Source organism: Burkholderia puraquae (genome assembly GCF_002099195.1).
Lineage (GTDB): Bacteria > Pseudomonadota > Gammaproteobacteria > Burkholderiales > Burkholderiaceae > Burkholderia > Burkholderia puraquae.
Genome location: NZ_NBYX01000002.1, coordinates 181,508 through 193,470 on the forward strand (window position 1 = coordinate 181,508; position 11,963 = coordinate 193,470).

At 68.2% G+C, this 11,963-nt stretch carries 14 protein-coding genes and 2 pseudogenes; 6 read left to right on the plus strand and 10 right to left on the minus strand.

Features of this window, described 5'->3' with window-relative positions:
• From B7G54_RS40190 to B7G54_RS05255, 4 genes and pseudogenes are all read right to left on the minus strand, one after another.
• Positions 1-129, minus strand: a complete 129-nt coding sequence (locus tag B7G54_RS40190; RefSeq protein ID WP_279628046.1) for a hypothetical protein — start codon at positions 127-129, stop codon at positions 1-3.
• A pseudogene (locus B7G54_RS40195) lies at positions 117-254 on the minus strand (MOSC domain-containing protein); the annotation flags it as partial. The gene B7G54_RS40190 and the pseudogene B7G54_RS40195, both read right to left, overlap by 13 nt.
• Entirely contained in the window at positions 251-1,147 is an 897-nt protein-coding gene (locus B7G54_RS05250; RefSeq protein ID WP_085038119.1) for a dihydrodipicolinate synthase family protein, read from the minus strand. The gene B7G54_RS05250 and the pseudogene B7G54_RS40195, both read right to left, overlap by 4 nt.
• Before the next feature lie 50 nt (positions 1,148-1,197).
• Positions 1,198-1,980 (minus strand): aldolase, encoded by a 783-nt coding sequence (locus B7G54_RS05255; RefSeq protein ID WP_085038120.1) that lies wholly within the window; start codon positions 1,978-1,980, stop codon positions 1,198-1,200.
• A gap of 133 nt (positions 1,981-2,113) precedes the next feature.
• Here B7G54_RS05255 and B7G54_RS05260 point away from each other — a divergent pair, with 133 nt between their 5' ends.
• Together B7G54_RS05260 and hutC are read left to right on the plus strand one after the other, a co-directional pair.
• Positions 2,114-2,656 (plus strand): helix-turn-helix domain-containing protein, encoded by a 543-nt coding sequence (locus B7G54_RS05260; protein ID WP_085038121.1) that lies wholly within the window; start codon positions 2,114-2,116, stop codon positions 2,654-2,656.
• A 30-nt stretch (positions 2,657-2,686) separates the two neighbouring features.
• Positions 2,687-3,424, plus strand: coding sequence for a histidine utilization repressor (gene hutC / locus B7G54_RS05265; RefSeq protein ID WP_085038122.1), 738 nt, complete (start codon positions 2,687-2,689; stop codon positions 3,422-3,424).
• Between the two features lie 79 nt (positions 3,425-3,503).
• Here hutC and B7G54_RS05270 read toward each other — a convergent pair whose 3' ends face one another.
• The 3 genes from B7G54_RS05270 to B7G54_RS38505 all read right to left on the minus strand — a co-directional run bounded on the left by B7G54_RS05270 (position 3,504) and on the right by B7G54_RS38505 (position 5,780).
• Positions 3,504-4,352: a phytanoyl-CoA dioxygenase family protein gene (locus B7G54_RS05270; RefSeq protein ID WP_085038123.1), complete on the minus strand. Its 849-nt coding sequence runs from the start codon at positions 4,350-4,352 to the stop codon at positions 3,504-3,506.
• 31 nt (positions 4,353-4,383) lie between these two features.
• Positions 4,384-5,187 (minus strand): ABC transporter substrate-binding protein, encoded by an 804-nt coding sequence (locus B7G54_RS05275; protein ID WP_085038124.1) that lies wholly within the window; start codon positions 5,185-5,187, stop codon positions 4,384-4,386.
• A 425-nt stretch (positions 5,188-5,612) separates the two neighbouring features.
• Entirely contained in the window at positions 5,613-5,780 is a 168-nt protein-coding gene (locus B7G54_RS38505; RefSeq protein ID WP_244289253.1) for a hypothetical protein, read from the minus strand.
• Between the two features lie 185 nt (positions 5,781-5,965).
• Between B7G54_RS38505 and B7G54_RS05280 the strand changes: the two genes are divergently transcribed.
• A complete protein-coding gene (locus B7G54_RS05280; protein WP_046548765.1) occupies positions 5,966-6,826 on the plus strand; it encodes a LysR family transcriptional regulator in 861 nt (286 codons plus the stop codon).
• A 104-nt stretch (positions 6,827-6,930) separates the two neighbouring features.
• On the opposite strand, the gene B7G54_RS05285 is transcribed toward B7G54_RS05280, so the two are convergent.
• From B7G54_RS05285 to B7G54_RS05295, 3 genes are all read right to left on the minus strand, one after another.
• Positions 6,931-7,404 carry a nuclear transport factor 2 family protein gene (locus tag B7G54_RS05285; RefSeq protein ID WP_085038125.1) on the minus strand — a complete coding sequence of 158 codons (474 nt, stop codon included), beginning with the start codon at positions 7,402-7,404 and terminating at the stop codon, positions 6,931-6,933.
• Positions 7,405-7,471: 67 nt separating this feature from the next.
• Complete coding sequence (locus B7G54_RS05290; RefSeq protein ID WP_085038126.1) at positions 7,472-8,656, minus strand: amidohydrolase family protein; 1,185 nt, start codon at positions 8,654-8,656, stop codon at positions 7,472-7,474.
• 76 nt (positions 8,657-8,732) lie between these two features.
• Positions 8,733-9,932 carry an amidohydrolase family protein gene (locus B7G54_RS05295; RefSeq protein WP_085038127.1) on the minus strand — a complete coding sequence of 400 codons (1,200 nt, stop codon included), beginning with the start codon at positions 9,930-9,932 and terminating at the stop codon, positions 8,733-8,735.
• A gap of 464 nt (positions 9,933-10,396) precedes the next feature.
• Between B7G54_RS05295 and B7G54_RS05300 the strand changes: the two genes are divergently transcribed.
• The 3 genes and pseudogenes from B7G54_RS05300 to B7G54_RS05310 form a co-directional block, all read left to right on the plus strand.
• The gene (locus B7G54_RS05300) at positions 10,397-11,044 is read left to right on the plus strand and encodes an outer membrane lipoprotein (protein ID WP_027790262.1); all 648 of its coding nucleotides are present in this window, start codon (positions 10,397-10,399) and stop codon (positions 11,042-11,044) included.
• A gap of 306 nt (positions 11,045-11,350) precedes the next feature.
• Positions 11,351-11,509, plus strand: a complete 159-nt coding sequence (locus tag B7G54_RS38940; protein ID WP_165765545.1) for a hypothetical protein — start codon at positions 11,351-11,353, stop codon at positions 11,507-11,509.
• Positions 11,491-11,870 (plus strand): annotated as a pseudogene (locus B7G54_RS05310) (cupin domain-containing protein); the annotation flags it as partial. The gene B7G54_RS38940 and the pseudogene B7G54_RS05310, both read left to right, overlap by 19 nt.
• Between the last annotated feature and the right edge of the window lie 93 nt (positions 11,871-11,963).

An 11,963-nucleotide genomic window follows, 5' to 3' on the forward strand; every position in this document is an offset into this window, starting at 1 on the left:
TCAACGCCCTTCGAGCCGCTTCGTCCAGTCTTCGACCTGCCGCTCCGTCCGGCGCTTTTCCAGCATCTTGCGCCAGCCGGGCGGTAGTATCGGGACGTCGCACGGCGCATCGAGCGTGCCCCCAGCCACAAGCGCGCACCGGCCAGCTGCTTGTCGATCGCGCTCGCGTGCGGCGTGCCGGCCAGCGGTCGGCTCGTACCGACCCGCACCGCGCCGACCGCGGCCGAGATCGCCGGCCGTGCCGCATCGCTCATGTCGTCACACCGTCGGGCAGTGCCGCGAGCAGGCGTTCGAGTTCGCGCGTGCGCGCGTCGCCGAGCGGCATCAGCGGCTTCCTCGGCTCGCCGGCGTCGAAGCCGCGCAGGCGCAACCCGGCCTTCACGGTCACCGGCAACCCGCCGTTGACGATGAACTGCAGCAGCGGCAGCTGCGCATGAAAGACCGACCTGGCGCGCGCCAGATCACCCGCGTGCATCGCGTCGAACAGCGCCAGCGGCAACGCCGCATTCAGGTTCGGCGCGGCCGTGCACCATCCGGCCGCGCCCGCCGCAAGCGCGGCGAGCGCCATCGGATTGCTGCCGTTGTAGAACGGGATCGCGCCATCGCTCAGCTGCGCGAGCCGGTGCATCCGCCCGATGTCGCCCGTGCTCTCCTTCACCATCGTCACGTTGTCGACGGTCCGGCAGATCGTCGCGATCAGGTCGGGCGACATGTCGACACCGCTCGTCGCGGGGTTGTTGTACAGCATGATCGGGATGCCGACGGCGTCGCCGATCGCGCGATAGTGCGCGACGATCTCGTCGTTGCCGAGCTTCCAGTACGACACCGGCAGCACCATCACCGCATCGGCGCCGGCCTGCTCGGCGAAGCGCGCGCGGCGCACCGCGCCCGCCGTGGTGAGATCGGAAATGCCGACGACGGTCGGCACGCGCCGCCGCACCGCGCGAATCGACGCGGTGGCGACCGCCTCCCATTCGGCATCGGACAGGTACGCGCTCTCGCCGGTACTGCCCAGCGGCGCGATCGCGTGGACGCCGTCGGCAATCAGGCGTTCAATCAGCGCATCGAGCGCGCTCAGGTCGACACCACCGTCGGCGGAGAACGGCGTCACCGGGTAGGCAATGATGCCTTTCAGCAGGATGGACACGATAGGTATTCCTCAGTAATGGTCGGATAGGGAAGCGACGAATCGCCCGCTCATGCGACGCAGTCCTGGTGCGTACGCAAGGCCCTGCGTGCGTAGTAGTCGAACGTCACGGCATCGCGCTTCGGCTTCGAAATCCAGTCGTGCGCCTCGCGCGCCAGCGCCGGCGGCACCGGCTTGATCTCGCCGGCCGACATCGCGAGCAGTTGCAGCTTCGCGGCCCGCTCGATCAGCAGCGCGAGAATGCACGCTTCCTCGATCGTCTTGCCCACCACGAGCTGGCCATGGTGCGACAGCAGGATCGCGCGCTTGCTGCCGAGCGCCTTCGAGATGATCTCGCCCTCCTCGTTGCCGACCGGCACGCCGGGCCAGTCCTTCAGGAACGCACAATCGTCGTACAGCGGGCAGGTATCCATGTGCGACACGACGAGCGGCTGCTCGAGCATCGACAGCGCCGCGACATGCGCCGGATGCGTATGGATGATGCAGTTCACGTCCGGGCGCTCGCGGTAGATCCACGTGTGGAACCGGTTGGCCGGATTCGGGATGCCTGCGCCGTCGACAACGTCGAGATCCTCGTTGACGCGCAGCAGGTTCGCGGCCGAGATCTCGTCGAAACCGAGCCCGAGCCGCTGCGTGTAGTAGGTGCCGGCGTCGCCCGCGCGGCAGGTGATCTGCCCGGCCAGGCCGGAATCGTGACCGGCGTCGAACAGGATCCGGCACGTGAGCGCGAGCTTCTGCCGCGCGGACCAGCCGCTGTCGCCCACCTCGCTGTCAAGACGCCGCTCCGCCAGCGCGACCAGCGCCGCCTTCGTCAGATTCAGCGTTTCCGCCATGTTCACCTCCTGAATGGATCGGGTCGGCCGGGCCGTCCGCAGCCGTTTCCCCGCGAAACATGACACACAATACACCACAGGACACTTTGTGTCATGCGTTACAATCGGTTTTTCGAAGGACACCCGGCGCCCCATGACGATTCGCCTGAAGCTGCTCAGAAAACAGAAGGGCTGGACGCTCGACGTGCTGGCCGACGAGACGGGCCTCACCAAGAGCTACCTGTCGAAAGTCGAGCGCGGCCTGAGCGTGCCGTCGATCGCGGTTGCGCTGAAGCTGTCGAAGGCACTGAATATCGACGTCGAGCAGTTGTTCTCGGAAAGCCACAACCGCGAGCTGATCACGGTCACGCGCGCCGGCGAGCGCACGGCGATGGGCGCAGCGGCCGACCGCCAGGCACACCGCTTCGAAAGCATCGCGGCCAGCGTCGCACCGAAGAAGATGCTGCCGTTCGTCGTGCATCCGCCGCACGAGTTCGTCGCGTCGACGTTCCGCGAACACGAAGGCGAGGAATTCCTGTTCGTTCACAAGGGTCGCGTCGAAATCGAATTTCCGAACGAGACGGTGCAACTCAAGGCCGGCGATTCAGTCTATTTCAACGCACTCATCCCGCACCGCACGCGCAGCCTCGGCGCCGCGCAGGCGGAGATCCTTGTCGTCGTCAGTCACGACGACTAGCATCGTCACTTCTTCGCGCAAGGATCCCCGATGGTCACGAAGGCCACCGCACCGTTCCAGCAGATCAAGACGCTCGTTCGCCAGAACGTCGAATCGGGCGACTGGCGCCCCGGCGATCGCATCCCGTCCGAACTCGATCTCGCCGCGCAATTCGGCGTCGCGCGCATGACGGTCAACCGCGCGCTGCGCGAGCTGACCGAGGAAGGCGTGCTGAAGCGCGTCGCGGGCGTCGGCACCTTCGTCGCCGAGGTGAAGCCGCAGTCGAACCTGCTGATGATCGCGCACATCCGCGACGAAATCCGGGCGCGCGGGCACGAATACCGCTGCCGCGTGCTGAACCAGTCGAGCGAACCCGCGTCGTTCGACGTCGCGGCCGCGTTCGGCCTGCCGGTCAATACGCCGGTCTTTCACGTGGTGTGCGTGCACGAGGAAAACGGGCGCCCGATCCAGCTCGAGGATCGCTACGTGAATCCGGCCGCCGCGCCCGGCTTCATCGACCAGGATTTCCAGGTCGAACCGCCATCCGAATACCTGTACAACAACGTGTCGCACGACGAACTGGAGATCGAGCACGTGGTCGATGCGTCGCTGCCGACCGGCGAACAGGCGCGGCTGCTCGACATGCGTGCCGACGAGCCGTGCCTCACGCTCACGCGCCGCACCTGGACGAACGGGCTGCCCGTCACGTTCGTGCACTTCCTGCATCCGGGCAACCGCTACCGGCTCGGCTCGCGCTTCAAGCCGGGCGCCGGACGCCACCCGACCTGATCCTTCATCCACGCACACGAGCGCGGCGGCCGATTCGTCAGGAAACGGCCGCCGCGTCCGTCATGCACGCCCGGCAACGTCAGATCGCGCCGGCCTGCCCCGCGCCACGCGACCACACGACCGGAAACAGCGGGTGATCGAGCGGCGCGCCGTCGGGCAGCTGCGCCGCGAGCTCGGGGAAATCGGGCGACGTCTTCCAGCGGCGCGGCGCGTGGCGGACATCGTCGCCGACGAAGCGGATCGAGAACGCGCGCCGCCGGTTCTGCGTCCCGCCCGACGCGTGGAGCGTGAGCATCCGGAAGCACACCATGTCGCCAGGCTCGAGCGCCCAGTGGCGGATCGGGAAGGCCGCGCGATCCGCTTCGATGTCGGGCAGGTCCGCCAGGCTGCCTTCCGGAAACCACTTCGCTTCCTTGTCCATGAACGTGCGCGGCATCAGCCACGGCCCGCGATGCGAGCCCGCGACGAATTCCAGCGTCGATTCCAGCGGCACCGGATCGACCGGAATCCACATGCTGACGTTGTCGTCGCCCTCGATGTTGTAGTACGGCTGGTCCTGGTGCCACGGCGTGCGCTGCCGCGTGCCGGGCTCCTTCACGAGCAGGTGGTCGTGATGCAGCCGCACGCTGTCGGTGCCCATCAGCGCGGCGGCCACCGACGGCGCCGGCGAGCGCACGATGAAGTCGCGATACGCGTCGTTGTGCTGCCAGTTGCAGAAATCCTCGAAGAACCAGCCCGGATCGTCGGGCCGGCTCGCGACTTTCGCGCGCGCGCTCGGCTGCGCGAGATTCGCGTCGATGCCGGCGCGCAGCGCGGCGACTTCGTCGGGCGAGAAGATGCCCTTGATGCAGACCGCGCCTTCCTCGCGGAACGCGGCGATCAGCTCGGGCGTCACGGCTTGCGCGACGCGATCCTGGATACTCGTCATGGTGTGCCTGTCGATTGAATGGATCACGGAATCACGGTGCGGACGTCAGCTGCTGTTTCGCGCCGTAGATGTCGAAGTCGAAATACTTCGCGGCGATCTTCTGGTACGTGCCGTTTGCGCGGATCGCAACGATCGCGTCGTTCAGCCGCTTCTTCATCGCGTCGTCGCCCTTGCGCACGCCCATCGCGACGCCGTAGCCGGTGATCCGCACGTCGGTCACGTCGGGGCCCGCGAACGCGTAGCCCTTGCCGCGCGGCGTCTTCAGGAACGAGTAGCCGGCCTGCGTCTTGTCCTGGAACGTCGCGTCGAGGCGGCCGTTGACGAGATCCTGGTACACCTGGTCCTGGTTCTGGTACGAGACGATCGTCACGCCCTTGGTCGCCCATTCGGCCTTCGCGTAGGCCTCCTGCGTCGTGCCCTGGTCGATCCCGATGCGCTTGCCCGCGAGCGACGCGGCGGTTGGCAGCAGCGTCGAGCCGACCGGCGCGACGAGCGCGCCCGGCGACGCATACAGCTTGTTCGAGAAGTCGATCTGCTTGAGGCGCTCGTCGGTGGCCGTCATCGCGGACATGATCACGTCGAACTTGCGAGCGCGCAGCGCCGGAATCATCCCGTCGAAGCCCTGCTCGACCCACACGCACTTCGCATGCAGCTGCTCGCAGATCGCATTGCGCAGGTCGATGTCGAAACCGGCGAGCGAGCCGTCGGGCTGCTTCGCTTCGAATGGCGGATACGTGGGGTCGATGCCCCAGCGGATCGTCGACGTGTCCTGCGCGAACGACACGAGCGGCGCGAACGCCAGCGCGGTAACGAGGAGCTTTGCAGTGCGGTTCATGGCGGGTCCTTGAAGGTCTCGACGCGGCGGGCGAACGCCGGCGTCCGGTGGGGGCGGTGCGCCGGCATGCCCGGCGCGGTACGCGAAAAGACTGGGACTTCGATGAAACTGCGATGCAGTCTAGACCGCTTAATTTTTGAGCGCAAGCGGGGGAAACGGGGGCGGGGTGGATGGAGGTCGGGCCGGGGCTCGAATCGGGAAGGATGCGTGGGGTGGTACTTGCAAAATGACCATCTGGCGGGGTTTTCAGGCCATTTTTAGGTGTTTTCCATGCGAGACGCGCGCCCGCCACGGGATGTGTTTTTCCGGATATCTATGGGATCACTATGGCTATCCAGGTGATCCCGGCACGATCTCGCCCAATGCTTTTCCAGTGGTGTGGCCGATGCACCCTATACAACGATGGCATTCCCCAAGGACGTGAATCAACCTGCGCGCCGCGCTCGAGCAGCGTGCGCGCTTCCGCCCGCATCGCCGCGATCGGCCGCGCTGCGCAGCCGGCCTTCGAGCGCGCCGCCGTCGGCGGCAGCCATGGCCGACGTGAGCGTGGTCAACGCAAACGAGCCGATGATCGCGATCCGTTTGAAAAACATCCCGTCTCCTCCTTGCTCGCCGCGCGCGCCGATGCGCGGCCGATGCGATGCGTCAGGCACCCCCGTGGCGCCGCGCAATGCCGCGCCGGGTCCGGCGAAACCGCGATTGCCCGCAGCGTCCGGCCATGTTAAAAATCGTCGCACGCATTTGGAAATGAAATGTTCTAATCCGAAAAAGTGCAGAAATGAATAGACCCCTGTTCGACCTCGACCTGCTGCGCGCGCTCGTGATGGTCGCCGACTGCGGCAGCTTCACGACGGCCTCGGCGCGCCTGCATTCGACGCAGTCGACGGTCAGCCAGAAGGTGCGCCGGCTCGAGGAAATCGCCGGGCACCGCCTGCTCGACCGCGGCACGCGCGACGTGCGGCCGACCGACGCGGGCGTGACGGTGCTCAGCTATGCGCGGCGCATGATCGCGCTGAACGACGAGATGCTGGAAGCGCTGTCGGGCGCCACGGTCGCGCTGACGATCCGGCTCGGCGTGCCCGACGATTTCGCGGCGGGCCGCACGACGCATGCGCTCGCGGCATTCAAGCGCGCGCATCCGCAGGTGAAGCTCGAAGTGATGTGCGGGCTGAGCCGCGACATCAGCGCCGCGTACGACCGCGGCGAGCTCGACCTCGTGCTGATCAAGCAGCGCCGCGACAGCCGCGAAGCCGTCGTGCGCTGGCCCGAGAAGCTGCGCTGGATCGACAGCGCGAAGCATCCGTCGATCGATCTCGACCCGGTGCCGATCGTCGTCTTCCCGCCGCGCGGGCTGTATCGCGACGACATGATCAAGGCGATCGAGGAGCGCGGCCGCCGCTGGCGGATCAGCTTCACGACGTCGAGCCTGAGCGGCATCCAGGCCGCGGTCGCGGACGGGCTCGGCATCAGCGTGCTCCCGGCGCGCGTGGTGACGGACGAGCACGTCGTGCTGACCGCGAAGCAGGGTTTCGCGCCGATCGAGCACATGGACATCGCGATCCTGCACCGGCCGACGGCCGACCCGATGGTCAGCGAGCTGACGAAGGCGCTCGCGACGATGCTGGAGCTCGAGGAGTAGCAAGCAGGCCGAATGCGGCGGCAACATGAAGAACGCCGAGGCGCTGCCGGCATGGCCGATGCAACGAGATCGCGGGCGCATCGACACGCCGCGCACGGCACCCGTCAGAACATCGTGTTCCCGTTCGCCGCCTGCTCGGGCACGGGTTGATTGACGTCCCAGTGCTCGACGATCTTGCCGTTCTCGAGCCGGAAGATGTCCATGATCGCGCTGCCGCGCGTGCCGGGTTCGCGCACCGCATGCACGTGCAGGATCACGTAGTCGCCGTCGACGAACGAGCGCTTGATCTCGCTGTGCGACTGCGGATACTTGTCGCGCAGGAACGCGACGAACTTGCGGAAGCCATCGCGGCCATCGGCCGCATTCGGGTTGTGCTGCACGTAGCGATCGCCAACGTACGCGAGCGCGGCGTCCGCATCTTTCTCGTTCAGGCCTTTTTCGTAGAACGCGAGCACCGTCCGCCGGTTGGCTTCCTGCTGCGCGTCGATCGGCCCTGCCGCTGCCGCGTGCGCGGCCGTCACGGCGAACAGGGCCGCTGCCATCCATCGTGCGGCCCGTGCCGCTGTCGTGCGTCGCATCGTCGTCTCCCGGAAGATCCGGCTGAAAACCCGATCATACCGGGGCGACGCTGCGCTCACGCTTCACTCAGGCCAGCGCACCGTTGCGCGCAACGATCTTCCCCGACGACACGACAAGCCGCCGCACCGGCCGCGCGACGACGGCCTCGGCGAACGTCAGCGCATCGACCAGCACGACGTCCGCACGGCTGCCCGGTTGCAGCCCGTATTCGCCGAAGCCGCAACCGCGCGCCGCGCTGTGCGTCACGCAGTCGAGCGCGACTTCGAGTGCATCGTCGCGGCGGAAATCGTTGCGCATGCCGATCAGCATCGCGCGCTCGAGCATGTCGGGCGACCCGTACGGCGTCCACGTATCGCGCACGCCGTCGTTGCCGCCGATGACCGTCACGCCCGCCGCGCGGCACGCGGCCACCGGCGGCACGGGCACCGCCGCCGGCGCGGTCGTGACGAGCCCGACGCCGAGTTCGGCCATCCGCGCGAGCAGCGCATCGCGCTCGCGTTCGGCGATCTCGCCGAGACAGAATCCGTGGCTGATCGTGACCTTGCCCTGCATGCCATGCGCGGCCGTGCGCTGCAGGATCAGGTCGAGCGAATACGCACCCATCGATCCGCGCTCGTGCAGGTGGAGATCGAGCCCGCGGCCGTGGCGCTCGGCGAGCGCGAACAGCACGTCCACCGCCTCGACCGGATCGCCTTCGATCGCGCACGGGTCGAGCCCGCCGAGCAGATCGGCACCGGCGGCGAGCGCGTCGGACAGCAGTGCGTCGGTGCCCGGCCGCTTGAGCACGCCCGATTGCGGAAACGCGACGATCTGGATCTCGACCTGCCCGCGCAGCGTCTCGCGCGTCGCGAGCACGCCGTGCAGATGCCGCAGCCCGGCTTCGGTATCGATGTCGACGTGCGTGCGGATGCGCGTCGTGCCGGCCGCGAGGAACGCGCGCGCCAGCGCGAGCGACGCGGCGCCGGCGTCATGGCCGCTCGTCGCACGATAGTGGCGCTCGTTCTCGATCCGGTCGACGAGGCGCGGCCCAACCTGGTTGCGATACCACGGCATTCCCCAGTGCGTCTTGTCGAGGTGCGTGTGGCCTTCGACGAGACCGGGCAGCGCGAGCGCGCCGGCACCGTCCTCGATCGCGCAGCCGGCAGGCGCGTCGAGCGACGGGCCGACGCGCGCGATGCGATCGCCTTCGATCAGGATGTCGAGCGCGGCGTCGGCACTCGGGCGGACGTTGCGGATCAGCAGGTTCGTCATGTCGGTTCCGGTGGGGGCGGTCAGGGCAGTCAGTGCGAAGGGAGCACGGCGCGTGCCGTGCCGCCGGTCAGGTCGGTCAGCGCGTGAAGCGCAGCGCGGGAGCGAACGGCGCGCCCGTGTCGCTTTCGCCGCGGCGGAACACCCAGCGCTCGGCCGGCACGCCGGCGACGGCCGCCGCCGCATTCGGCGCACGCACCGCGACGAACGTCGCATCGCAGCCGACCGCGATTCCATAGTTGTCCTTGCCGATCACGCGCGCGCCGGCGTGCGTCGCCATGTCCAGCGCGATGCCGAGTGCCTCGTCAGTGTAGAAACCCGACCGATAGCCGACCATCATCGCGCGCTGCAGCATGTCGCCGTTGCCGTATGGCCACCATGCGTCGCGAATGTTGTCGTTGCCCGCGAACACGTGCACGCCCGCGTCGCGCAGCGGCTGTACCGGCGGAAACGCGCAGTCGCCCGGCGCATTCGTCAGGATCGACACGCCGGCTTCGGCCAGCGCCGCCGCGGTGCGCCGCACGTCGTCATCGCTCACCTGGCCGAGCGCGTACGCATGGCTCACGTTCACGCGGCCGCCGAGCCCCGCCGCGCGCGTGCGCGCCGCGATCCGCAGCAACTGCGCGATGCCCGTTTCACCCGGTTCGTGCAGGTGGATGTCGATCTTCGCGCCGCGCTTCTCGGCGATGCCGAACACGATGTCGAGCTGGCCGTCCGCATCGCCGTCGAGCGTCGTCGGGTCGATCCCGCCAACCACGTCCGCGCCTTCGCGCACGGCTGCATCGAGGATCTCCGCGGTGCCGGGGCTCGTGACGACGCCGGCCTGCGGAAACGCGACCAATTCGATATCGACGATGCCGCGCCATTGCTCGCGCGCGGCCATCACGGCGTGCAGGTTCGACAGGCCCGTCGTCGCATCGACGTCGACATGGCTGCGCATCGCGACCGTGCCGAATGCGGCGGCCTGCGCGATCAGCGCATTCGCGCGTTCGACGATCGGCGGCGCGGCGGCGAGCTGGCGCTTCTCGACCGCGAGCCGCTCGCGCAGCGTGCCGACCGGTTCGTGCGGCACCCAGCGATCGCCGACGAAGCTCTTGTCGAGATGGATGTGGCCGTCGACGAAGCCGGGCAGCACGACGCGGCCGTCGAGGTCGATCGTTTCCGCGCCGGGCGCGGCGGCGCAATCGGCGCCGATCGCGGTAAAGCGGCCGTCACGGACGACGAGGTTGATGGGCTGGCCGCCGGCGTCGACGGCGTTGATGAAGATACGATCGGTCATGGCTCGGAATGTGGGGCGGTCGCGGCACGTCGCCGGCGCGGACAGGGGAAGGCACCGCAGCCGGCACGGCGCGACCGTTGGCAGGGAATCCGGCCACGATATCGGACGCCGCAGCCCGAGGCCAATTAAATGTCGCGATGCCACGCATTCGATTTCGCGATGCGCGGCGTGCGTGCGCGCCGGGCCTGGCGCGGCGATGGGGCGGGATCGCGGTGAAGACCGCGGAAAAACCGATGGCCGCGCAGCGTCGGCATCACCGGAAAGCGGGCGTCCGGAGGCTGCCTCGCGCCCTCGCCAGGCGTCGCTTCAGCGCGCCGCCCGGGCGGCGATTTACGCGGCAACAGACTTTACACGTTGTTACCCGGCCGCACCGGACGCGCCTTCGGCCATTCCTTATACTCACGCCGAGTTCGCCACCCGTCCCGGATTTCGTCGGCGAACCCGATGCCGATGCAGGAAACATCATGATGCGCATGCCTTCCACGAAGACCGTTCTGTTCGCCTCGCTCGTCGCCGTCGCGGCGCTTCCGCTGACCGCCTGCGTCGCGCCGGGTTACTACGGCGCGCAGCCGGGATATCCGCAGCAACAGCAATACGCCACGCCCGGCTACGCGCAGCCTGCGTATTCGCAACCCGGCTACGTGCAGCAGCAACAGCCGTATCCGAACCAGGCGCCGCAGCCGTACGATCAGTACGGCAATCAGCAGCAATACGGGTCGCAGCCGTATGACCAGTATGGCAATCAGCAGCAATACGGCAATGGATACGGCACGCAGTACGGCACGGTCTCGAATATCCAGCCGGTCAACGGTTCGGTCGGCCCGTCGGGTGTCGCCGGCACCGTCGTCGGCGCGCTGGTCGGCGGCCTGGTGGGCAACCAGTTCGGCCGCGGTCACGGCCGCGATGCGGCGACCGTGATCGGCGCGCTCGGCGGTGCGGTGGCCGGCAACCAGATCGGCCAGCAGATGGGCGCCGCGCAAGGCCCGAGCAGCTACCGGATCGACGTGCAGGTCAGCGACGGCACGATGCGCTCGTTCGACGTGCAGTCGCCGGGTAACCTGCGGCCAGGCGATCGCGTGCAGATCAACGGCAATCAGCTGGCGCGGTATTGATTCCGATCCGGCGCGCCTGACCCGATCGGGCACACCTTCGCGCGTGTGACGTCGGGCGTTGATCCGGCGCGACAGCGCGCCTGCTTCGCTTCACCCTCAATCTTCGTACCGGCGCGGCGCGCATGACGCGCCGCCGACACTGCCACAACGCCTTCGCACCGTCGGCCATCTCGAGCGCGCTCCGCCACACGACCGCTCCGCCGCACCACCGGCCGCGAGCCGGTGCATGAGCATCGCACACGCTTTGCGCCGAGCCCGACACGCGTCGACCGCGCGGCCGCCTGCAGGTGCCGCGAGCGCCGGTAGATGATCGCCATCAACGCCATCAACGCAGCGCCCGCATACAGCGACCCGCGCGTCGACGGATCGACGCCGAGCGTCGCGAACACGGGACAGATCCACGACGTGACCGACGCGTACGGCATGCGGAATGCCACCGTCTCGCCGCACGCGCCGGCGCGATGACGCCGTCGTTCACGCCGGCCGGCCAGCAGATGGTCTGCGACACGCCGATCTATGCTTACGGGATGCTCGCGAACGACCTGACCGGCAAGCGGACGGTGCCCGTGCGCGGAAGGATTCATGCGCGCAAGCTGTCGGATTTCGCCGGCTACATCCGGCACAGCGGCGAGGAGTTCGTGTTCGTGCCGAACGGCGAGCTGGAGCTGCGCTTCGAGAATGGCCATCCGTACCGGCTCGGCGCTGGCGACGGCCTGTATTTCGGCAGCGCGGTCGGCACATGTACCTGAGCCTCGGCGACACCGATGCCGAGGTGCTCGCATGCTGCGTCGACAGCGTTGCGCAGCGGCCGCGCGACGCGATCTGAAAGCACGAACGCGGCGGTGTCGAACGCCGCCACGCGGCATCCGGATTCCTATTACGATACAGACGATGCATCCTGCGGCCGCAACGGCCCGCG